This window comes from Micromonospora marincola (assembly GCF_056150385.1).
On the sequence record NZ_JAXCFT010000011.1, the window covers coordinates 39,812 to 61,652 of the forward strand.

A 21,841-nucleotide genomic window follows, 5' to 3' on the forward strand; every position below is an offset into this window, starting at 1 on the left:
GGCCGGTACGTCTGTACTGACCGTTCGACGTGTATCTGGCGCGCCCGTCCGGCCTCTGCCGGGTCAGCCGGCGGTGTCCATCGACCTGATGCCGCCGCTCAGCGTCGCGGTGACCGCCGAGACCCCGACCAGGCCGGCGAAGACAAGCATCGTCACGGCGGCCGGGAAGTGGGCCAGCAGCAGCCCCGGGGCCCGGCCGCCGACGACCTCGGCGCCGCCGACCAGGTGACGTGGCTCGCCCAGGTCGCCCGCGTGATCTCGGCGCCGGTGGCCGCTACGGTCATTGCGGGCGCCGCGTCCACCGCCGCGCCCACCACGCCGCAGCCGTCCGGAGGGTAGACCCGTCACGTGCCCGCTCTCGTCGACAAGCCGGCCCCCGCCTCCGCCCGCGTGGCCCGGGCCGTCACCGAGATCTGCGCGCCGGCCGTCCTCGCGGCCGTGATGCCGCTTGTCATCGCGTTGCACAGCACCGCGCCCGCCGTCGCGTCCGGCCTCGGCTGGGCCCTGCTCGCCATCCTGTTCTGTTCCGTCGTCCCGTACGCCGTCATCTGGGTCGGCGTCCGCCGGGGCCGGCTGACCGACCACCACATCGGGGTACGCGAGCAGCGCCGGATGCCGCTCGTCCACGGCATGCTCTCCGTCCTGGTCGGCCTCGCCCTGCTCGTCGTGGCCGGCGCGCCCGCGCCGCTCGTCGCCATGGTCGTGGTGATGTTCGCCGTGCTGCTCGTCGTCACCGCGGTCAACCAGGTGTGGAAGCTCAGCGCCCACGCCGCGGTGGTCGCCGGTTCGGCTGCCGTCCTGGTCGTCGTGTTCGGGCCGGCGTTGATCCCCGCGCTGGCGCTCGTCGCCCTGGTGGGCTGGTCCCGGGTCCGGTTGGGTGACCACACGACCGGCCAGGTGGTGGCCGGCGCGCTCGTCGGCGGCCTGATCGCCGTGCCGACGTTCCTGCTCCTGAGCTAACCGAGCACGCCGCGCTCCCGCAGGGCCGCCAGATCGGCCGCCGACAGACCCAGCTCGTCGCCGAGCACCGCGTCGGTGTCGGCGCCGAGCGCCCGCCCGGTGAACCGGATCCGGCCCGGCGTGCGACTCATCCGCCACAGCGCGTTCTGCATCCGGATCGGGCCCAGGTCCGGGTCGTCCACGGTGGTCACCAGGTCCAACGCCCGCACCTGCGGGTCGTCGAGCAGCTCGCTCGGCTTGTAGACCGGGCCCACCGCGGCCCCCGCCTCCGCGAACTCGCGCATCACCTCCTCGCGGGTCCGCGCCCCGATCCACTCCCCCACGTAGCCGTCGAGCAGGTCGGCGTGCTGCGCCCGCTCACGGCCGGTGGCGAACCAGGGTTCGTCGATCACCTCGGGGTGGCCGACAAGCGTCAGCACCCGCCGGGCGATGCTGCCGGCGCTCGTGGAGATGGCCACCCAGTGCCCGTCGGCGGTGCGGTAGGTGTTGCGCGGCGCGTTGTTCGCCGACCGGTTGCCGGTGCGCTGCTGGTCGATGCCGAGCTGGTCGGCGTAGATCACGCCCGGCCCGACCGCGGTCATGATCGGGCTGAGCAGGTCGAGGTCGATCTCCTGCCCGCGACCGTCCTTCGCCCGCTGGAACAGCGCCATCGAGACCGCCGCCGCACCCGCCATGCCGGCGATCGAGTCGGCCAGGCCGAACGCCGGCAACGTCGGCGGGCCGTCCGGCTCGCCGGTCAGGTGGGCGAAGCCGCTCATCGACTCGACGAGCGTGCCGAACGCCGGCCGGGCCGCGTACGGGCCGGACTGGCCGAAGCCGGTGACCCGCAGCAGGACCAGCCCCGGGTTGTCGGCGGAGAGCACGTCGTAGCCGAGCCCCCAGCGTTCGAGCGTGCCGGGCCGGAAGTTCTCGATCACCACGTCGGCGGTGGCCGCGAGCTTCCGGAAGATCTCCGCTCCGGCCGGGTCACCGAGATAGAGCCCGACCGTCCGCTTGTTGCGGGCGATCATCTTCCACCACAGCGGCTGGTCGTTCTTGGCCAGCCCGTGCCCGCGCATGCCGTCGCCGCGACCCGGGTGCTCGATCTTGATCACCTCGGCGCCGAAGTCGCCGAGCACCTGCGCCACAAGTGGGCCGGCCAGGATCGTCGACACGTCGAGCACCCGCAGGCCGGCAAGTGGCCCCTCATTCTCCCCGGACATGCTCACCCCTGGTACGGACGGTGGACGTAACGGCCGCTCGGCGTGCCGACGACGTTGCCGGCGTCGAGCACCCGCCGCCCCCGGACCCAGGTGTCGGTGACCCGGGCGCCGATCTCGAAGCCCTCGAACGGCGTGTACTCCTGGGTGGACGCCGAGTCGGCCGCGTGCACGGTCCAACTGGCGTTCTCCACCAGGCACAGGTCGGCGTCGAAGCCGACCCCGATGGTGCCCTTGCCCGGCAGGCCGTAGCGGCGGGCCGGGTTCCACGCGATCAGCTGCGCGATCCGCTGGTGCGACAGCCCCCGCTTGCGCCCCTCGGAAACCAGGCCGGGCACCAGGTACTCGGCGCCGCCGAACCCGGACTTCGCGGCGAAGACGTCGTCGCGCGGGTCGCCGAACTTCATCTCGTCCTTGCAGCACGCGTGGTCGCTGACCACCCAGTCGACGCTGCCGTCGAGCACGTACTCCCAGAGCGCCTCCACGTCCTCCCGCGGGCGCAGCGGCGGGTTCACCTTGCCGCCCAGGCCGTGCGCGGTGTCCACGTCGGCCAGCAGGTGCCCGATGGTCACCTCGCGGCGGAAGTCGACATGCGGGAACGTCTTCGCCATCAGCATCGCGGCCCGCAGCGCCTTGCGCGAGGACAGGTGCAGCAGGTTGATGTTGGGCAACCCGGTCTCGTCGGCGAGGAACGCCGCGATCGACACCGCGAGCCCCTCCGAGTGCGGCGGTCGCGACGCGCTGTAGGCGGCCAGGCCGGACAGCGAGGCGTCCTGCTCGACGAGCCTGGTGTAGGCGGTCATGATCTCGGCGGTCTCGCAGTGCAGCGACAGCGACACGTGCGGGGCGGCCTCGGTCAGCTTCTCCCGCGCCGCCTGCACGCCGCGCATCACGAACTCGAAGTGGGCGAGGTCGTAGCGCTCGTCCGGCGGGATCATCAGGAACGAACTCTGGTCGGTGGAGCGCCCGTGCAGCCCGTGACTGCCGTAGAACATGAAAATCTTGAAGGAGGTGACGCCGAAGTTCTCCACGATGGACGGGATCTCGTCGATGTGCTCCCGCATCATCGGCGCGAGGTGAAAACCGTAGTCGACGAACGACCGGCCCTCCGACGCGGCGAGCACGTGCGGGAAGAACTCCGCGTACGACCCGCCGCGGTTGAGGTAGTACTGCCCGGTCCGCATGTAGGTGAGCCCGGTGGTGACGCCGCCCTGCGCGCTGGCGCGGCTCTCCGTGGCGGTGTCCTCGGCCAGCGGGTTGTAGATGCCCCAGTGCTGGTGCGCGTCGACCGCGCCCGGGTAGGCGAACCGGCCGCGACCGTCCACCACGACCTGCGCCTCGTCGGCCGGGATATCGGCCGCCAACCGCACCACCTTGCCGCCGGCGAGGCCGATGTCGAGCCGGTCGCCGTCCGGCGAACCGGCGTCGGGCCGTACCACGGTGACGTTCTTGATCAGGGTCTCCAGCGGTTTCATGCGCTTCCTTTCGTGGTTCGGGCTTGCGTGGTGCGGGACTGCCCGCTGGCGGCGACGTGGTTCGCCGCGAGGTAGGCGAGGCCGAGCGCGGGCAACAGGCCGTTGCCGGCGAGGTAACCGGCGGCGCCGTGACCGGAGATGCCGGCGGCGGCGCCGCCCGAGGCGTACAGCCCGGGGATCGGCCCGCCGTCCGCGCGCAGCACCCGGGCGTGCTCGTCGACCACCAGGCCGCCCTGGGTGTGGAAGAGCGCCGGCACCACCCGGGCGACGAGGTACGGCGGTTCCAGCGGGGCCGCGAAGAAGGCGCGGCCGAACCGGTCGGCGCGCTCGCCCCGGGCCACCGCGGCGGTCTCGGCGAGTTCCGCGTCCACCGCCTCGGCCGGCAGCCCGGTCACCGATGCCAGGGCGGCGGCGTCGGGCGCCTCCCGCAGCGCGCCCGACTCCACGCTCTGCCGGAAGTCGGTGAACGCCAGGCAGGCGTCGTGGATCCGGCGGTCGAGCACCAGCCAGCCGGTCGCGTCCGGGCGGGCCGCGAGCGCGGCGGCGTACTCGGAGTAGCCGGTGGTCTCGTCGCCGAACCGCCGGCCGGTGGCGTCAAGCAGGAAGCCGCCGTGCATCACGGTCGCCCAGCCGACGAGCGTCGCGGCGCCGGCCGAGAGCGCGGCGTGCCCCTGGTAGGCGTCGAGGAAGGCGCTCTGCGCGCCGAGCGCGGCCCCGATCCGCAGCGCGTCGCCGCGGGACGTCTCGCTGCCGTGGTAGACCGCCCGGGCGATCTCCGGCAGGTGCTCGGCGACGAGCGTCCGGTCGGCGCCGTAGCCGTTGGTGGCCAGCAGCACCGCCCGGGTCGGGATCTCCTCCCGGGTGCCGTCCGGCCGCTCGACCACGGCGGCGGACACCCCGTCGTCGTCCACGAGCACGTCGACCAGGCGGGCCGGCACCAACAGGTCGATGCCGGCCCGACTCACCCGCTGGACCAGGTGGTCGAGCAGGACGGTGCCGTGCCGGCCCTCGACGGTGTGGCAGCGGTCGACCGAGTGGCCCGGGTAGTGGAAGTCGGTGACCAGGGACAGCTCCAGCCCGACGTGGTCGGTCAGCCACTCGACCAGCTCTGCGCTCACCGCGCCGAGCGCGAGGGCGAGCCGCTTGTCACCCTGCCCCTTGGTCTTGCCGGCGACGTCCGCGGCGAACCGCTCGGCCGAGTCGTCGATGCCGGCCGCCCGCTGCCACCGGGAGCCGGCGCCCGGAATCATCGCGGTCGACATCGAGGTGTTGTTGCCCCGGCGGAAGTGCTCGCTGGCCTCCACCACAAGCACGTCGAGGCCGAGTTGCGCGGCGCGCAGGGCGGCCACCAGGCCGCCGCCGGCGCCGGCGACCACGAGATCGGGCCCGGTCGGCCCGGTCACGGGGTCACCTCCGCCGCGGCGATCAGCCGCAGCGCCAGCGCGGTCGGATCCACCACCCGGGCCGGCAGGGTGACGCCGGCCGGCACGTCCACCGCCGAGCAGCCGTTGATCACCGTACGCGCGCCGTCCGCGGCCATCGTCCCGACGACCCCGCCCAGCGCGTCCGCCCAGCGGGAGGGGTCGGCGATCGCGTGCACGTCCAGGTCCAACACCTCGACGCCGAGCAGGTCGGCCGACCAGCCGTAGACCCGGGCCCGGGCCACCATCTCGTCGGCGATCGCCCGGTTGCGGGCCACCGCCGCGCACCGCCGTCCGGTCAGCACCGCCCAGCCGAGGCTGAGCCGGAGCAGCCCGAGGACCGGCACCGGCAGGGTGCCGGCGAGGTCCGCGACGCCGGGGTCGAGGACGCAGTCCGGCAGCAGCGCGTCGAACCCGGCCGGCGCGCCGCGCAACGCGGCGACGACAAGGTCCTCGCTGCGGCGTACCTGCGCGTCGGTGTCCAGGGCGCGCGGCGCGTCCGGCCCGAGGTCGTGCAGCACGACCTCGACGCCGGGCGGCGCGAGCGCGGCGTAGCGCGCCTGCCGGCGGGCCAGTTCCTCGGCGTCGACGTGGATCGGGGTCACGGCGTAGATCCGCACGGTCTTCTCCTAGATCTCGGCGAGCCGGCGCAGGTCGGGCCCGACGTCGGCGCTGTCGGCCAGGCCGGCGGCGACCTCGTGCACGGTCCGGACGGCGTCGGCGTCGAGCAGGCGGCCGAGCAACGCGAGCACGTCGCCCTCGGCCATCGGACGGTGGGCCGCGTCGCCGACCGGGTTGGGCACCTCGACCACCCGGGGCGGCGCGTCGGCGTGGCGCACGGTCACCCGGGCCGCGCGCTCGTCGGGCAGCCGGGCGTCGAGGTCCGGGGCCACGCGAAGCACCACCTTGGCGGCCAGTTCGCGTACCCGTGGGTCGTCGCGCCGGCCCTCGGCGGAGACCGCCGGGTCGACGGCGCCGTGCACAAGCGCGGCGGCCACCACGAACGGCGTCGAGAAGAGCGCGGCCAGCCGGCTGTCCCAGGTCGTCCGCCCCAGTCCGCCGGCGAGCGAGTGCGTTTCGACGAGGATCTCCTCGACCGTGTCGAGGGTCAGGCCGTCGGCGCGCATCAGCAGGGCCGCGTCGGCGGCCGGGTGGGTGAACGAGCACGACGCGTGCCGCTTGAAATAGCCGAGTCGGACCTCCCAGCGCGTGCCGAGCCCGTCGGTCAGCGGCGCCGGGTCGAACCGGCCGAGCACCTCGCCGAGCGACACCGCGGGCGTGCCGGTGTTGCGGGCGACGCCGGCGGCGGCCATCCGCGCCGCCGCCAACCCGGAGAGGTTCGCGGCGCCCAGCCAGGCGTCCCGGACGGGGTTGCCGTCGAGCGCGCTGGCGAAGTGTCCGGCCACCGGCAGGCCGGCGCCCGCGTCGACCGCCGCCGCGACGCCCTCGCCCGACAGCCCGAGCAGTCGCGCGCAGCCGGCCGCCGCGCCGGCGACGCCCCAACTGCCGTGCGGGTGCAGCCCAGGCCGCAGGGTGGTGGCCCGACCGAACCGGGCCGCCACCTCGTAGGCCGCGAGCAGCGCCGTCATCGTCTCCGGACCGGACGCGCCGAGGTCGGCGGCGAGCGCGAGCACCGCGGGCAGGCCGTGCGCCGCCGGATGGCCCTTGGCGTACTTGTGTCCCTCGTCGAGTTCGAGCCGGGCCATCGCCGTCGCGTTGAGCCAGGCGGCGGCCTCCACTGTGGTGGTCGCGCCGCCACCGGCCAGCGGCGCGGGCCCGGGCCCGGGCCGCCAGGCGGCGGCCAGCGCCCGCTGTTCGGCCTGCCGGGCGCCGACCACCGTCACGCCGAGCGAGTCGAGCAGCACCAGACCGAGCCGGTCGCGGACGACGTCCGGGACCTCGGCCCAGCGCAGCCCGGCGGTCCAGGCGCCGAGCCGGGTCACGGCCGCCACGGTGGAGGTCACGTCAGAGCCCCAGGTACGCCGCGCGGACCCGGTCGTCGCGGGCCAGCTCCGGCCCCGGGCCGTCGAGGACCAGGCTGCCGCTCTCCAGCACGTACGCCCGGTCGGCCAGGTTGAGCGCGTGCGCGGCGTTCTGCTCGACCAGCAGCACCGAGACGCCCCGGTCGCGGATCGCCCGGATCGCGTCGAGCACGGTCCAGGTCAACTTCGGCGACAGGCCGGTGGACGGCTCGTCGAGCAGCAGCAGTCGCGGGCCGGCCATCAACGCCCGGCCGATGGCGAGCATCTGCTGCTGCCCGCCGCTGAGCGTCTCGGCGGCCTGGGCGCGCCGCTCGGCGAGGATCGGGAACAGGTCGTAGACCTCGCGCAGCGGCTCGTCGAGCGGCTTGCGCCCCCGGGTCCAGCCGCCCATCCGCAGGTTCTCCTCGACGCTGAGCGGCCCGAACAGCGCCCGCCCCTCCGCCACGTGCAGCAGGCCGCGACCGACAAGCTCGCTCGGTCGTACGCCGTCGGCCCGCCGGCCGTCGAAGGTGATCGTCCCCGCGGTCGGCCTGATCAGCCCGGAGATCGCCTTCAGCGTGGTGGTCTTGCCGGCGCCGTTGGCGCCGACGATCGCCACGATCTCGCCCTCGGCGACCCGCAGGTCGAGCTGGTGCAGGATCTGCAGGCCGTGGTAGCCGGCGCTGAGCCCCTCAAGCGTGAGCATGCGGGTCCTCCCCGAGGTATGCCTCGATGACCCGCGGGTCGCGGGTCACCTCCTCCGGCGCGCCTGTGGTGAGCACCCGGCCCAGGTCGAGCACGAGCACCGAGTCCGACAGCCGCATGACGGCGGCCATGATGTGCTCGACGAAGACGAGCGTCACGCCGTCGGCGGTGCGCAGTTGTTCCAGCAGCTCCATCACCGGCGCCCGCTCCGCGGGCACCAGCCCGGCCAGCACCTCGTCCAGCAGCAGCACGCGGGGCCGGCTGGCCACGGCCCGGGCCAGCTCCAGCCGTTTGAGTGCGGCGGTGGGCAGGCCCTCGGTGGGCGCGTCCCGCCACCGGCCGAGGCCGACCCGCTCGATCAGCTCGGCGGCGGCGGTCCGGGCGGTCCGCTTGGCGGCCCCGCCGGCAAGCACCGCGATGGCGACGTTCTCCAGCACCGTCATCGAGTAGAACGGCCGCATCAGTTGGAACGTGCGGGTCATGCCGGCGGCGGCCACCTGGTGCGGCGAGTGCCCGGTGATCTCCCGCCCGCCCAGGTGCACCCGGCCGGAGTCCGGCCGCAACGCGCCCGCGATGAGGTTGAAGATGGTGGTCTTACCGGCGCCGTTGGGCCCGATGACGCCGAGGATGCTGCCCTCGGCGACCTCGAAGCTCACCTCGTCGACCGCGCGCAGTCCCTTGAACGACTTGGAGATGTTGTCGACCCGCAGCAGCGTCATCGTCGGGACCACCTTTGCCGGATCGTTCCGTAGATGCCCTTCGGCAGGACCAGCACGATGACGATCAGCAGGGCCCCGTAGACGATCACGTCGAGCCCGCTGCGGCCCTGGAGGAACTCCAGCCCGGGCGGCGGGTTGCGCAGCATCGTCGCCGTCACGTCGTTGAGCGGACCCATCACCACCGAGCCGATCACCGGACCCCAGATGGTCGCCACGCCGCCGATCACCGCGGGCAGGATCGCCTGGATCGACACGCTCGACCCGAACGCCAGGTCGGGGTCGATGAACAGGAAGTACTGCACGTAGAACGCCCCGGCGACCGCGGTGATCGCGGCCGAGAGCGCCATCGTCAGCAGCTTGTAACGCATCACCGGGATGCCGACCGCCGCCGCCGCGTCCTCGTCGTCGCGGGCCGCCTTGGTGAACTGCCCGGCCCGGGAGCGGACATACCACACGCTCGCCACGAGCGCGGCGACGGTGAGCGCGAGCGCGACCCAGAAGTAGTTCGGCGAGCTCGGCTCGAACTGGAGCCACCACCACGAGGACTCCGGGCGCAACGGCACGTGGTAGCCGACCGCGCGGTTGACGAAGTCGCTGTTCGTCGCCCAGAGCCGGAGCATCTCGGCGAACGCGAAGGTCGCCAGCGCGAAGTAGGCGCCGCGCAGCTTGTAGCGCAGCGCGAGGAAGCCGATCAGGGTGGCGAACGCGGCGGCGAGCACCATGCCGGCGAGCATCCCGATCCACGGCGAGACCTGGCGTTCGACCAGGAGCCAGGCGCTTGCGTACGCGCCGATGCCGAAGTAGGCCGCGTGCCCGAAGCTGAACATGCCGCCGAAGCCGCTCATCATGTTCCAGCCGATGCTCATCAGCGCGAAGATGAGCACCCGTACCGCGACCGACGCCTGCGCCGGCGGGAGGATCAGCGGCAACGGCACAAGCAGCACGGCGAGCACCGCGATGGCAAGCAGGTGCCGGTTCCACGGCAGGCGGGGCAGCGGTTTGCCGGCCGCGGTCTCCGGCGCCGGCGGGGCGCTGGTGGTCGTCATGCCGACCTCCCGAAGATTCCCTGCGGGCGCAGGAAGAGCACGAGCACGAAGACGATGAACACCGACAGCAACGGCGACTGGCCGGGCAGGTAGATGCCGCCGAGCTGCTCGGCCAGCCCGATGACCAGACCGCCGACGAGCGCGCCGACCACGTTGCCCATGCCGCCGAGCACGACCACCACGAAGGCCACGATGTTGAACAGCGCGCCGGTGGTGGGCTCGATGGTGACAAGCGGCGCGACGAGCGTGCCGGCGGCGCCCGCGCAGGCGGTGCCGAGCGCGAAGGTGACCGCGTAGATCACCCGGGTGTCGATGCCGACGAGTTGCGCGCCGGTGTCGTTGGCGGCCACCGCGCGGATCGCCGTGCCCAGCCGGGTGCGTTGCAGCAGCAGGTAGAGCAGGCCGGCCAGGACCAGCGCGCCGACGAAGGCGAGGATCCGGGACAGGTTGGCCACCGCCCCGAAGATCTGCACGCCGCGGTCGCCGGGAAGCGACACCGAGCGCGGGTTGGCGCCGAAGAACAGCAGCAGCGCGTTCTCCACGATCAGCGAGATGCCGAGCGTGATCAGTAGCTGGTTCTCCAACGGCTTGCCCATCGCGCCGGCCAGGATGCCGCGTTGCACGAGCACGCCGAGCAGGAACATCGCCGGCACGCTCGCCGCCAGCGCGAGATAGGGATGCAGCCCGGCCTGGGTCAGCCCGAAGGTGAGGAACAGGGCCAGCGCCAGGAAGCTGCCGTGCGCGAAGTTGACGATGTCGAGGACGCCGAAGATCAGTGTGAGGCCCATCGCGATCAGGCCGTAGACGCCGCCGATCAGGACGCCGGTGGCCACCGCCTGGACGACCACCACCCCGCTGCCGGAGCGGACGTAGGCGAGCGCGACCGCGAGCACGACAAGCGCGCCGATCAGCGCCAACCGCCGCCACGGCACGGTACGGCCGGTGGGTGCGCGTACCTCGTCGGGCTCCAGGGTCGCCACGTCGCCGGCGGCGGCGACGTGGCCCTGGTCGGCTGGGGACGTCACTGCTTCTTGAAGGCGGGGTAGACGGGCTTGGCCTCCGCCTTGTCGGCCGGGAACACCTGCTTGACCGCGCCGCCCTGGACCTGCATGAGGATCGGGGTGGCGTTCTCGTTCTCCCCGGTCGGGCCGAACTTGATCGGGCCGTTGCCGGCGATCAGGGTCGGCACCGAGCCCTCGGCGATCGCGTCGCGCACCTTGGCCGGCTCGGCGTCGCCGGACCGCTCCAGCGCGTCGGCGATCACCTTGACCGAGTCGTACGCGAGCACCGCGCCGGTGCGGATCTCGTCGTTGTGGCGCTCCTGGTAGAGCTTGGCCAGCGCCTGCATGTCGGCGTTCGTCATGTCGGCGTGGTAGTTCGCGTCGAAGAAGCCCTCGGCCGCGGCGCCCGCCTCCTTGGGGAACTGCGGGAGGTCGAACGCGCCGTTGGCGACGCCGTAGACCGCGTTGAGGGCCGGCGGCTTCACGGTGGCGACGGCCTTGGCCGCCAGCACGCCGTCGCGGTAGTAGCCGGCCACCATCAGCACGTCGGCGCCGCTGGCCTTGACCTGGGTGACCTGGGTGGTCAGGTCGGAGACGTTCGCGGCGTCGTAGCCGATCGCCGGGCCGACCTTGATGCCGGCCTTCTCCGCCTCGGCCTTGAAGGCGTCCCGTACGGCGGTGCCGAACGGGCCCTGCTCGTGCAGCACCGCCACGGTCTTGACCGGCTGGTCGCCCGCCTTGGCCACCTGGTCGAGGAACTGCGCTCCGGCGGTGCCGAGCACGGTGGAGCTGGGCTGCACCCGGAACGTGAACTTGTAGCCCTGGGCAAGGATCGAGTCCGCGCTCGACACGTCGATCACCAGCGGCACCTTGTTGCGTTCGGCCACCGTGGACACGTTCGCGGTGACCGCGCTCTGGTAGGTGCCGACCAGGCCGACCACGCCGTCGGAGATGAGGCGCTGCGCCTCGCTCTGGCCGACCTCCGGCTTGCCCTGGGTGTCGGCGCTCACCAGCTCCAGCTTCTTGCCGCCCTGCGACTTGATGCCGCCGGCGTTGTTGATGGCTTCCACGGCCAGCTTGGCGCCGTTGTCCATCTGCTGCCCGTCGGCCGCGGACGCGCCGCTGAGGGGGTGCAGGGAACCGATCTTGATCGTGTCGCCCGACTGCGCGTCGCCACCGTTGCTCGTGCCGGCGGGTCCCGACCCGCCGCAGGCGGCGAGGGCCAGCGGCAGGGTCAGGGCGAGGTTCAGGGTCCAGGTCTTCCTCATACGTCAGCTCCTGGGGTGACCGTGTTCCGCCGCACGGAACATCGCATGGGGCATGATGCTGGCACTGCCTGTCTACCTGGTCAAGGGCTCACCGGAGAATCCTCTTAATCCCAGCGTGGAGGCGCTTTTGGGGGTTGACCACCGGCTCAGTCAGTGTTGGAATCGTGTTCCGCTGGCGGAAACAGCGCACTGGGAGATGAATACGTGGCAGAGAGTCAGGGCACCGAGACGGCGAGCCGCGTGGCCGACGTCCTCCTCCTGTTCACCGACGGGCCGGACTTCCTCGGCGTCACCGCGATCGCGCGCAGCCTCGACCTGTCCAAGGCGGTCGTGCACCGGATCCTGCAGACACTCGTCGAACGCCGGCTGCTGGTGAGCGATCCCGCGAGCCGCGGCTACCAACTCGGCCCGGCGGCTGCCGCCCTCGGCGCCCGCGCCCTGCGCGAGTCGCAGCTACGCACCGTCGCGATGCCCGTGCTGCGCGAGCTGCAACTCACCACCGGCGAGACGACTACCGTGTCGGCCCGGGTGCACGACGGCCGGGTCTACCTCGACCAGGTCGAGTCCACCCGGGAAATCAAGATGACGGTCGAGGTGGGCCGCCGTTTCCCCCTGCACGCCGGCAGCTCCAGCACCTGCATCCTGGCCTTCCTGCCCGACACCGAGCGGGAGGCCGCGCTCGCCGCCGACCTGCCGTCGCTGACCAGCCGCACCGTGACCGACCGCGACCTGCTCCGCACCCGGCTTGGCGAGATCCGCGAGAACGGGGTCGCCCACTCCGACGGCGAACGGCAGGAGGGCGCCGGTTCCGTCGCCGCGCCGGTCTTCGGCATCGACGGCGCGGTCGTCGGCGCCGTCTCGGTCTGCGGCCCGGCGCACCGGGTCGACGCGACCGCCCGGGAACGCTACGGCCCACTGGTACGGGAGGCCGGCGACCGCGTCTCCCGGGCGCTGGGCTGGTCCGGCGGGCTGCCCAAGTGACCCCACGATCCTGGCTCTACGTGCCCGGCCACCGCGCCGACCGGGTGGCGAAGGCGCTCGCCGCCGGCGCCGACGCGGTGGTCGTCGACCTGGAGGACGCGGTGCCTCCGGCGGCGAAGTCGGCGGCCCGGGAGACCGCGCTGCGCCTGGCCGCCCAGGGCACCCACGACCGGCAGGTGTGGGTACGCGTGAACGACCCGGCCGGCCCCTGGGGCGAGGCCGACATCGACGCGCTGGCCGGGCTCGGCCTGGCCGGCCTGCGGGTGCCGCGCTGCGAGGACCCGGACGTGATCCGCCAGGCCGCCACCCGCGCGGGCCTGCCGCTGCAACTCCTCCTGGAAAGCGCCGCCGGGCTGGCCCGGGCCACCGAGCTGGCCACCGCGCACCCCCTGGTCGCCGGACTCGGGCTGGGCGAGGCCGACCTCTCGGCCGACCTGCGGGTGAGCGGCGACGACGGGTTGGCCTGGGCGCGCGGTTGGGTGGTGGTCGCCGCCCGGGCCGCCGGGCTCCCCTCCCCCGTGCAGAGCGTCTACACCGACGTCGCCGACCTCGACGGCCTGCGCGCCAGCACCGAACGGGCCCGGACCGCCGGCTTCGTCGGCCGCTCGGTGGTCCACCCCCGCCAGATCCCGGTCGTGCACGAGGTCTTCACACCGACCACCGCCGAGGTGACGGCCGCGCGGGCGGTCGTGTCCGCCGCCGCCCGCGCCCAGGAAGCCGGCGAGGTGGCCGTGCTCGACGCCGACGGCCGGTTCGTCGATCCCGCGGTGGTGCGCCGGGCCCGGCTCGTCCTCGACCTGACCGAACCGTCCGAACCACCACCAGGAGGAACGAGTTGACCATCGAGCCGCAGGCCCGCCCGGCGCGAACGGACGACGCCCTACTCGCCGCGGTGACCGCGGGGGTACGGCTCGTCGAGCTGGGACACCCGCACTTCACGGGCATGCCGTGCTCGCCGAACCACCCCGGTTTCCAGATGAGCCTGATCCGCCGGCACGGCGACATGGTCCGCCCGGACGGCGGCTCGGCGGCGAACGAGATGATCGTGACCGGCGGGCACGTCGGCACCCACGTCGACGCGCTCTCCCACGTCAGCCAGGACGGCCTGATGCACGGCGACGTGGACGCCCTCGCGGCGCAGACCGGCGGCCGGTTCACCGCGCTCGGCGCCGAGCACACCCCCGCGTTGTTCACCCGCGGGGTGCTGCTCGACGTGGCCGCCGCGCACGGGGTCGACGTGCTGCCCGCCGGCTACGGCGTGACCGCGGCCGACCTGACCGCCGCCGCCGAACGGGCCGGGGTCGAGCCCGGCCCCGGCGACGTCGCGCTCGTGCGCACCGGCTGGGCGCGGCACTTCGACGACGCGCCGACCTATCTCGGGCAGGCCACCGGCGTGCCGGGCGTCACCACCGACGCCGCCGGGTGGCTGGCCGCGCGGCGGGTGGCCGCCACCGGCTCGGACACCACGGCATACGAGCAGATCAGGCCGGGGGTCGGGCACAGCGTGCTGCCCGTGCACCGGGTGCTGCTCGTCGACGCCGGCATCTACATCCTCGAACACCTCAACCTGGAGCACGCCGCCGACGACGGGCTCACCGCGTTCGTCTTCGTGATGGCGCCGCTGCGCATCGTCGGTGGCACCGGCTCACCGATCCGCCCCCTCGCGGCGGTGACCCCGTGAGTGCGCCGACCGTGGTCCAGCGGTTCGCGGCGGTCGCCGACGACGTGCGACGCGACGGGCTCCCCGACGAGCTGCGGCAGGACGTGGCCCGCCGGGTGCTCGACCTGATCGGCAACAGTCTCGCCGCCACCGGCCTGCCGCCCGCGCGGGCGGTCACCGCGTACGTCCGGGACGCCGGCGGCACGCCGGAGGCGGTCGCGATCGGCACCGGGCTGCGCGTCCCGGCCGCGAACGCGGCGCTTGTCAACGGCACGCTCGCGCACTCGCTCGACTTCGACGACACCCACCTGCCGTCGGTCCTGCACCCCTCCTCGCCCGTGGTGCCGGCGGCGCTGGCGGTGGCCGAGGCGCGCGGCGCATCCGGCGCCGCGCTGCTCGACGCGGCCGGGATGGGCATCGAGGTCGCGGTCCGGCTCGGCATGGGTGGCTACGACCGCGCGCTCGGCAACTCCGAGTTCTTCGAGCGCGGCCAGCACGCGACCTCGATCTGCGGCGCGGTCGGCGCGGCCGTGGCCGCCGCGATGGTCGGCGGCGCGGACGCCGGGGGCATCGCCCACGCGGCCGGGATCGCCGCGAGCATGGGCGCCGGCCTGCTGGAGGCGAACCGGACCGGCGGCACCGTGAAGCGGGTGCACTGCGGCTGGGCCGCGCACTCCGGCGTGGTGGCCGCCGAGCTGGCCCGGCACGGGCTGACCGGGCCGCCGACGGTGGTCGAGGGGCGGTTCGGTTTCCTGCACGCGTTCTGCGGCGAACGGGCCGACGTCGACGCGGTGGTCGACCGGCTCGGCACGCACTGGGAGCTGCCGGGGATCTTTTTCAAGCCGTACCCGTGCAACCACTTCACGCACGCCGGCGTCGACGCGGCGCTGGCCCTGCGCGCCCGGGGCGTCGACCCGGCGGCGATCGAGTCGATCGAGTTGGGCGTGCCGTCGCCGGTGCTGCGCACCATCGCCGAGCCGGCGTCGGACAAGGCCCGGCCGGAGTCCGGCTACCACGCGGCGTTCAGCGGCCCGTACACGGTCGCGGCGGCGTTGCTCGGCGGCGGTGGGCTGGGCCTGGGCCACGACGACTTCACCGACGCGGCGGCGGCCGACGAGGCGCGGCTGGCGCTGGCGGCGAAGGTGCGGTGCGTGGCGGACACCCGCTGCGACGAGATCTTCCCGAACCAGTTCCCGGCTGTCCTGCGGGTCGTGCTGCGCGACGGCACCCGGCACGAGGCGCGTGTCGACGTCAACCGTGGCGGGCCGGAGAACCCGCTCAGCTCGGCCGAGCTGGCCGCCAAGTTCACGTCGAACGCCGCCCGCGTGCCCGACCGGGAGGACATCGCCGCGGCGGTGCTCGACCTGGCCGCCGCCCCGGACGTGGCCGGCCTGATGGCCCGGGTCCGGGGATGATCGAGCGGCTCGCCGCGACCGCCGCGGCCACCGACTGGGCGTCCGCGCCCGCAGCCGTCCGGGACCGGGTCGTCGACCTGGTCGCGGACACGGTCGCGGTCGCCGCGCTCGGCAGCGGGCGGGCCGAGCTGCGGGCGCTGGCCGCCGGGTCCACGGGCTCGGGCGCGTCGACGGTGGTGGGTTCGCCGCACGGCCGGCCCGCCGCCGACGCCCAGTTCCTCAACGGCAGCGCGATCGCGGCGGACCAGTTGCAGGACGGGCACCGCCCGGCCCGCGGGCATCCGGCGTCGCACGTGGTGCCGGCGGTGCTGGCGCTCGCCGAGGACCGGGACCTGACCGGCGCGGAGCTGCTGTCGTCGGTGCTGGCCGGCTACGAGACCGGGGTCCGGGTCGGCCGGGCGATGGGCGGCACGCCGGACGGCGTACACGACATCGGCACCTGGGGTCAGGTCGGCGCCGCCGCCGGGGTGGCCCGGCTGCTGGCGCCCGGCGACGCCGCCGCCGCGCGGCGGGCCGTCGAGCTGGCCGGCTCCGCCGTGCTGCTCAGCGACGCGGCGACAGTCTTCGCGGGGCGTACCGGCGGGCACGCGTTCCTGGGCGCGTCGGTGCAGCTGGGCGCCAGTCTCGGCGCGGCTGCCGTGGCCGGCCTGGAACCGCTGCCCGGCGCGCTGGAGCGGCACCTCGCGGCGGTCGCCGCCCGCGACTGGTCGGCCGCCGGGCCGGACCACGGCCACGAGGTGCTGGCCGGCTACACCAAGGCGCACCCCACCTGCGCCCACCTGCACGGCGTCAACGACGCGGTGGCGGACATCGTGGCCACGACCGGCCCGCTCGCGGACGTGGCCCGCGTCGAGGTGCGCACGTTCGCGCACGCGGCCCGGTTCGACACGGTCGCCGGCAGCGAGCTGGCCGCCCGGTTCAGTGTGCCCACCTCGGTCGCGGTCGCGCTGCTCACCGGCGCGCTCGACGAGACCACGCTGACCACGGCGACGGTCTCCTCGGCGTCCGTACGTGAGCTGGCGGCGCGGGTCGAGGTGCGGCACGACCCGGAGCTGGACGCCGGCTACCCGGCCGGCCGCCCGGCCCGGGTCCGGGTCGTCCGCGCCGACGGCAGCGAGCTGACCGGCGCCGCCGACCTGCCGCGCGGCGACGGCGCGCGGGCCTTCGACCGGGACGCCTCGCGGGCCAAGGCCCGGCGGCTGCTCGACCACCGCTTCCCCGGGCACGCCGACGCCGTGCTCGCCGCGGTCGACGGGCTGGCCGCGGGCGGCGACGCCCGGTCGCTCGGCGCCGCGCTGCGGGCGGCGGCCACATGATCGTCACCCGGCGCGACGGCGCGCTGCGCCTGGTCGAGCAGGTCGAACACGGCCGGGTCGCCGGGGAGCTGGCGGCCGTGTGGGGCAACGACAGGTTCGAGCCGCCGACGCCGGGCCCGCCGGTGCGCACCGCGGCCACCCGGCACGACGAGGGCTGGCGGGCGCGGGACGCCCGGGTGCTCTTCCACGAGCTGGACCGCCGGCCGCTGCACTTCCTGGAGATCGACGCGGCCGAACACGTGCGGCTCTACCGCCAGGGCGTCGAACGGGTGGCGCTCGGCGACGTGTACGCGGGCGTCCTGGTCGGGATGCACTGGACCGGCCTCTACCGGGGCCGGTGGTCGACGCCGGGCGCCCGGGGCCGGCTGGACCTCGGCGCCGACGGCCGGGCCGCGCAGGACGCGGCGGTCGACGCCGAGGAGCGGCGGTGGATCGCGGCGAAGCGGCTGGCCTGGGCGGCGAACGAGCCCCGGGCCGCGTTCGAGACCCGGCTCTGGCACAACTACGAGCTGTTGCAGCTGTGGGACCTGCTCTCGCTCTACCTGTGCGTGATGCCGCCGCAGCCGACCGCCGAGCCGGGTCCGGCCCGGCCCTGGGGTCCGCAACTGGCCGCCCTCGACCATCCGGCCGAGGACGCGCTGCTGCCGCCGGTGCGCACGAACCCGTTCGGCCCGACCGAGCGGATCACCGTGGGGGTCCGGGAGCCGGGCGTGCTCCGGCTGGACCCGTACCCGTTCCGCCGCGCCGGCGTGACCGTCGACGTGTGCGGCGTGGTCGTGCCGGACCGGGCGTACACGCACGCCGAACTCGCCGCCCGGGTCGGCCGGACGCCGGCCACCGTGACGACCTGGCGCCTCGCGCCGTGGAGCAGCTGATGGACCTCGCCACCGCCCGCGCCGCCGCGTACGCCTTCGTGTTCGGCGAGGCCGGTTTCGCGCAGGTGACCACGATCGACCCGGACGGCTTCCCGGTGGGCCGCACGATGACCGCGTTCCTCGAACCGGACTGGTCGGTCAGCCTGGTGCAGCGCGCCGGCCACCGGCGGCTCGACCAGTGGCGGCGGGACCCGCACACGCTCGTCTCCTGGGTCGGCGCACCCGCGCCCGGTGCGACGAACGAACGTCCGCACGTCTTCGACATCGGCCGGCTGCCGCCCCGCGCGGTGGCCGTACGCGGGACGGCGTCGGCGATGCCCCCGGAGTGGACGCTCGCGGTCTACCGGCGGGAGGTGGCCCGGCAGCGGGCGGCCGGATGCACCAGGGCACCCGTGCGGACCGACGACGAGGTGGCCGCCGAACTGGCCGGGGTGCGGATCGAGCCGGCGCGGGTGCGGTTGGAGGGGTTCGGCGTGGGCGCCGAGTCCCATCTGTGGACGGTGAGGAGAGGAACCGCATGATCAAGACCATCCTCGGTTACGAGATCGAGGAGGGCGTCAGCCCGCAGGAGTACGAGCGCTGGCTCTTCGAGGTGCACGCGCCGGACCTGCTGGCCAACCCCCACCTCGACCGGATCGTCTTCAACAAGGTGCTGCGCCCGGTGCGGCAGGCCTCCGGCGGCACGGCGCACGTGCCGGAGGGCCTCTCGTTCTATCGGATCGCCGAGATGCACTACGCCGACGAGGAGGCGTACGCGAACTACCTGCGCTGGTTCGAGGAGCACCCGCTGCCGGCGGAGCGCGGCCCGGCCGGCCGCACGAAGTTCGTGTTCTACCTGGTCACCGACAGCACCGAGGTGACTCGGGGATGACCGCCGCCACCGTGCTGGCCGGGTTCGCCGCGCTACCGCCGCCGGAGGGCTCCCTGGCCGCGTGGGCGGCGCGGGTCGGCGTCCCGGACGGGGAGTTCCCGCTGATCGGCGCCGGCACCCGGGCGGAGACGTACGTCGCGTTGCGGTGGAACGGCGAGCGGTGCGCGGCGCTCGGGCCGGCGGTCGGGCCGACGCTCGCCGGTCTCGCGGTCGGCGGGGCGCGGCGGCGGACGGTGGCGGAGCTGTCGGCCGCCGTCGACGCCGGGCTGGCCGCCGCGGTCGGGTGGTCGGCGCCCGCCGTGCCGGTGAGCACCGGCGTGCTGGCCGCCACCGTCTGCGCGGCGCGGCTGGCCGGGGTGCCGGCACGCGACCTGCCGGCGCTGCTGGACCTCGCGGCGAGCCTGATGGTGATCGGTCCGCCCGGGGTCGTGCCCGGGCACGACCCGGCCGCCGCCTGGCTCGCCCTGCGCGCCTGGGACGCGGGCATCACAGGCATGCCCGGCGGGCTGGCCCACACCCTGTCGGTGGTGTCCGACGGGCTTCCCGACCGCGTGCCGGCCGGCCAGGACGTCGCCGGACTCGTCGAGGCGCTGCGATGATCGTGCTGAACGTGGCCCGGCCCGCCGGCGAGGCCGACCCGGTCGACCTGGCCGGCGCCGCGCTCGCGGCGGGGCTCGACGGTGTCGCCCTGGCCGACAGCCCGCGGCTGTTCCCCGACTGCCTGGTGGAGACCGAGCGGGTGCTCGCCGCCACCCCGGCCCGCCTCGCCGGGCCGTGCGTGCTCAGCCTCGGGCTGCGGCACCCGGCCACGGTGGCCGGCGCGGTACGTACCCTGGACGCGCATCATCCCGGCCGGCTGCTCACCGTGGTCGGTCGGGGCGAGAGTTCGGTCCGCAACGAGGGGCTGACGCCGCCGTCGCTGCGCGCGTACGAGTCGGCGCTCGACACGCTGCGCGAGCTGACGCCGGCGTCGGCGCTGCTCCTCGGCGCCGCGTCCGGGCCGCGCACGATCGCGGCCACCGCCGCCCGGCTCGGCGGCGTGCTCGTCGACGCGGGCGCGGACCCGGCGATCGTCGGCAGGGCGGTGGCGCTGGCCCGTTCGGCGCGGGCGGACGTGCCGGTCTGGATGTTCGTCCGCGCGGTGGTGACCGGCGGCGACACCGACGCCGAGGCCGCCGCCGCGCCGGTGCTCGGGTCGTGCGCGGCCCGGCTGGCGCAGGCGCCGGACTGGTTCGACGTGCCGGACGCGATGCGCCCCGGCGTCGCCGCCGTCGCCGAGGCGCACGACTACCGGCGGCACGGCACCGCCGACGCCCGTGCCGGCGGCACGGTGCCGGCCGGGGCGGACCGGTTCGTCCGCGACCGTTTCGTGGTGACCGGGGATCGGCACGCGGTCGCGGACCGGTTCGCCGCGTTCCGCGCGGCAGGCGTCGACGGCGTGGTGCTGGCCGGCGCGCTCGACGGGGTGCTGGAGCGGCTCGACGACCTGGGCCGGGCGGTCCGCGACGGGATGACGGGGGACGGACGATGACCGGGATCGACACCGCGCGGATCGCCGCGTTCGCCCACCACGCCCGGGTCGACGACGTTCCGGGCGAGGTCGTCCGCTTCACCCGCGCGCTGCTGCTCGACACGCTCGGGGCGCTGCTTGGTGGCCTGCGCTACCCGGCCGTGCGGGCGCTCGGCGACGCGCTGCGCCCGTCGGTCGCCACCGACCTCCCGTTCGGCCGGCTGCTCACCCTCGGCACGGCCGCGACCTGGCTGGACGCCGACTCCGGCGGGTCCTTCCATCCGCAGGGCCACCGGCTGCCGCCGGTGGCGACGGCGCACCCCGCGCCGCACTCGCTGCCCGTGCTGCTGCACGCCGCCGGGAACGGGGTCGACGACCGGCGGCTCGTCGAGATCTTCCTGATCGCCAACGAGATCGGCATGCGGTTCGGCGTCGGCACCACCCTCCGGCCCGGACTGCACCCGCACGGCATCCACGGCCCGATCGCCGCGGCGGTCGCCACCGCGCTGCTCGACGGTCTTCCCCCGGCCGCCACCGCCACCGCCGTCGAGCTGGCCGGCTCGGCGCCGATGGCCGCGACTCTGGCCGTGCCGATGCGCGGCGGCACCGTCCGCAACCTGTGGACCGGGCTGGGCGCCTGGCACGGCGCCGCCGCCGCCCGTCGCGCGGGCGACGGCGCCACCGCGTCGGCCGCCCTGCTCGGGGACCTGCTCGACGGCCTGGTCTGCACCGACCTGTCCGCCGCGGAGCTGACCTCGGGCCTGGGCAGCAGGTGGCGACTCGTCGACAGCTACCTCAAGCCCTACGCCTGCGCACGCTGGGTGCACCCGGCTCTGGACGCGTTCCGCGCCGCCGTCGCGGGCGTGCCGGACCCGGTACGCGACCGCGGCGGCCTGGCCTCGATCGAGGTCGACACGTTCGCCTTCGCCGCGTCGCTGTCCGCCGCCGAGGTCTCCTCGGACCTGCACGCGCGGTTCTCGGTGCCGGTCAGCCTGGCCACCCTGGCCCTCGACGGCGAGCTGGCGGCGGCCGGCTTCCTGCCCGACCGGCTGGCCCGCCCCGAGGTCGGCACGCTCGCCGCGCTGGTCCGGCTGCGCGAGGAGCCGACGTTCACCGCCGCCCTGCCGCACGAGCGTCCGGCGACGGTCACGGTCGGGTGGCGGGACGGCGGCACGGCGTCGGCCACCGTACGCAACGCCCGCGGCAATCCGAGTGACCCGCTCACCGTCGACGAGGTGGTCACCAAGTTCCGCCGCAACGCCGAGGACGTGCTCACCCCGGCGACCGCCGACGCGGTGGTCGCCGGGCTCCTCGACGACACGGCCGCCGGCGACACCCTGACCCGGGTGGCCGCCGAGGTCGTCGGCAGGTTCTGCCCCTGACCCCCTGCCTTCCTGTCGGTGCCGTCCTGTCTAATGGCTGAGCCACCCCTGCCCCGGGGTGACGCCGGAGAGGACG

At 74.8% G+C, this 21,841-nt stretch carries 23 protein-coding genes; 12 read left to right on the forward strand and 11 right to left on the reverse strand.

Annotated features, from left to right (window positions below):
- Positions 1-63: 63 nt before the first annotated feature.
- Positions 64-348, reverse strand: coding sequence for a hypothetical protein (locus SM450_RS21800; protein ID WP_474621603.1), 285 nt, complete (start codon positions 346-348; stop codon positions 64-66).
- Here SM450_RS21800 and SM450_RS21805 point away from each other — a divergent pair, their 5' ends adjacent.
- A complete protein-coding gene (locus tag SM450_RS21805) occupies positions 349-960 on the forward strand; it encodes a phosphatase PAP2 family protein (protein WP_474621604.1) in 612 nt (203 codons plus the stop codon). It abuts the gene before it with no gap.
- Here SM450_RS21805 and SM450_RS21810 read toward each other — a convergent pair.
- The 10 genes from SM450_RS21810 to SM450_RS21855 are packed head-to-tail and all read right to left on the reverse strand — an operon-like array spanning position 957 to position 11,755.
- Entirely contained in the window at positions 957-2,162 is a 1,206-nt protein-coding gene (locus SM450_RS21810) for a CaiB/BaiF CoA transferase family protein (protein WP_474621605.1), read from the reverse strand. The two genes, SM450_RS21805 and SM450_RS21810, sit on opposite strands and share 4 nt — an antisense overlap.
- Positions 2,163-2,164: 2 nt before the next feature.
- Entirely contained in the window at positions 2,165-3,634 is a 1,470-nt protein-coding gene (locus SM450_RS21815; protein WP_474621606.1) for a dihydroorotase, read from the reverse strand.
- Complete coding sequence (locus SM450_RS21820; RefSeq protein WP_474621607.1) at positions 3,631-5,037, reverse strand: FAD-dependent oxidoreductase; 1,407 nt, start codon at positions 5,035-5,037, stop codon at positions 3,631-3,633. Before SM450_RS21820 ends, SM450_RS21815 begins: the two co-directional genes overlap by 4 nt.
- Entirely contained in the window at positions 5,034-5,675 is a 642-nt protein-coding gene (locus SM450_RS21825; protein WP_474621608.1) for an aspartate/glutamate racemase family protein, read from the reverse strand. Before SM450_RS21825 ends, SM450_RS21820 begins: the two co-directional genes overlap by 4 nt.
- A 9-nt stretch (positions 5,676-5,684) precedes the next feature.
- Positions 5,685-7,019 (reverse strand): MmgE/PrpD family protein, encoded by a 1,335-nt coding sequence (locus SM450_RS21830; RefSeq protein ID WP_474621609.1) that lies wholly within the window; start codon positions 7,017-7,019, stop codon positions 5,685-5,687.
- A 1-nt stretch (position 7,020) separates the two neighbouring features.
- Entirely contained in the window at positions 7,021-7,722 is a 702-nt protein-coding gene (locus SM450_RS21835) for an ABC transporter ATP-binding protein (RefSeq protein WP_281588226.1), read from the reverse strand.
- Positions 7,709-8,440: an ABC transporter ATP-binding protein gene (locus SM450_RS21840; protein ID WP_474621610.1), complete on the reverse strand. Its 732-nt coding sequence runs from the start codon at positions 8,438-8,440 to the stop codon at positions 7,709-7,711. Before SM450_RS21840 ends, SM450_RS21835 begins: the two co-directional genes overlap by 14 nt.
- Positions 8,437-9,486 (reverse strand): branched-chain amino acid ABC transporter permease, encoded by a 1,050-nt coding sequence (locus SM450_RS21845; protein ID WP_474621611.1) that lies wholly within the window; start codon positions 9,484-9,486, stop codon positions 8,437-8,439. Before SM450_RS21845 ends, SM450_RS21840 begins: the two co-directional genes overlap by 4 nt.
- Entirely contained in the window at positions 9,483-10,511 is a 1,029-nt protein-coding gene (locus tag SM450_RS21850) for a branched-chain amino acid ABC transporter permease (RefSeq protein WP_474621612.1), read from the reverse strand. The genes SM450_RS21845 and SM450_RS21850 overlap by 4 nt, the downstream gene beginning before the upstream one ends.
- Complete coding sequence (locus SM450_RS21855; RefSeq protein WP_474621613.1) at positions 10,508-11,755, reverse strand: ABC transporter substrate-binding protein; 1,248 nt, start codon at positions 11,753-11,755, stop codon at positions 10,508-10,510. The genes SM450_RS21850 and SM450_RS21855 overlap by 4 nt, the downstream gene beginning before the upstream one ends.
- A gap of 204 nt (positions 11,756-11,959) precedes the next feature.
- On the opposite strand from SM450_RS21855, the gene SM450_RS21860 reads away from it, so the two are divergent.
- Genes SM450_RS21860 through SM450_RS21910 form a run of 11 tightly spaced genes read left to right on the forward strand, consistent with a single transcriptional unit; the run spans position 11,960 to position 21,765 of the window.
- Positions 11,960-12,736 carry an IclR family transcriptional regulator gene (locus tag SM450_RS21860; RefSeq protein WP_474621614.1) on the forward strand — a complete coding sequence of 259 codons (777 nt, stop codon included), beginning with the start codon at positions 11,960-11,962 and terminating at the stop codon, positions 12,734-12,736.
- Positions 12,733-13,575 (forward strand): HpcH/HpaI aldolase/citrate lyase family protein, encoded by an 843-nt coding sequence (locus tag SM450_RS21865; RefSeq protein WP_474621615.1) that lies wholly within the window; start codon positions 12,733-12,735, stop codon positions 13,573-13,575. Before SM450_RS21860 ends, SM450_RS21865 begins: the two co-directional genes overlap by 4 nt.
- Positions 13,572-14,417, forward strand: coding sequence for a cyclase family protein (locus SM450_RS21870; RefSeq protein ID WP_474621616.1), 846 nt, complete (start codon positions 13,572-13,574; stop codon positions 14,415-14,417). The genes SM450_RS21865 and SM450_RS21870 overlap by 4 nt, the downstream gene beginning before the upstream one ends.
- On the forward strand, positions 14,414-15,811 hold the full coding sequence (locus SM450_RS21875) for an MmgE/PrpD family protein (protein ID WP_474621617.1): 1,398 nt from the start codon (positions 14,414-14,416) through the stop codon (positions 15,809-15,811). The genes SM450_RS21870 and SM450_RS21875 overlap by 4 nt, the downstream gene beginning before the upstream one ends.
- Positions 15,808-17,127, forward strand: a complete 1,320-nt coding sequence (locus SM450_RS21880) for an MmgE/PrpD family protein (RefSeq protein ID WP_474621618.1) — start codon at positions 15,808-15,810, stop codon at positions 17,125-17,127. Before SM450_RS21875 ends, SM450_RS21880 begins: the two co-directional genes overlap by 4 nt.
- A complete protein-coding gene (locus tag SM450_RS21885; protein ID WP_474621619.1) occupies positions 17,124-18,002 on the forward strand; it encodes a DUF3891 family protein in 879 nt (292 codons plus the stop codon). Before SM450_RS21880 ends, SM450_RS21885 begins: the two co-directional genes overlap by 4 nt.
- Positions 18,002-18,523: a hypothetical protein gene (locus SM450_RS21890; RefSeq protein ID WP_474621620.1), complete on the forward strand. Its 522-nt coding sequence runs from the start codon at positions 18,002-18,004 to the stop codon at positions 18,521-18,523. Before SM450_RS21885 ends, SM450_RS21890 begins: the two co-directional genes overlap by 1 nt.
- Positions 18,520-18,873, forward strand: coding sequence for an EthD domain-containing protein (locus SM450_RS21895; RefSeq protein WP_474621621.1), 354 nt, complete (start codon positions 18,520-18,522; stop codon positions 18,871-18,873). The genes SM450_RS21890 and SM450_RS21895 overlap by 4 nt, the downstream gene beginning before the upstream one ends.
- Positions 18,870-19,472: a hypothetical protein gene (locus tag SM450_RS21900; protein WP_474621622.1), complete on the forward strand. Its 603-nt coding sequence runs from the start codon at positions 18,870-18,872 to the stop codon at positions 19,470-19,472. The genes SM450_RS21895 and SM450_RS21900 overlap by 4 nt, the downstream gene beginning before the upstream one ends.
- Positions 19,469-20,404: an LLM class flavin-dependent oxidoreductase gene (locus tag SM450_RS21905; RefSeq protein WP_474621623.1), complete on the forward strand. Its 936-nt coding sequence runs from the start codon at positions 19,469-19,471 to the stop codon at positions 20,402-20,404. Before SM450_RS21900 ends, SM450_RS21905 begins: the two co-directional genes overlap by 4 nt.
- A complete protein-coding gene (locus SM450_RS21910) occupies positions 20,401-21,765 on the forward strand; it encodes an MmgE/PrpD family protein (RefSeq protein WP_474621624.1) in 1,365 nt (454 codons plus the stop codon). The genes SM450_RS21905 and SM450_RS21910 overlap by 4 nt, the downstream gene beginning before the upstream one ends.
- Positions 21,766-21,841: the final 76 nt, after the last annotated feature.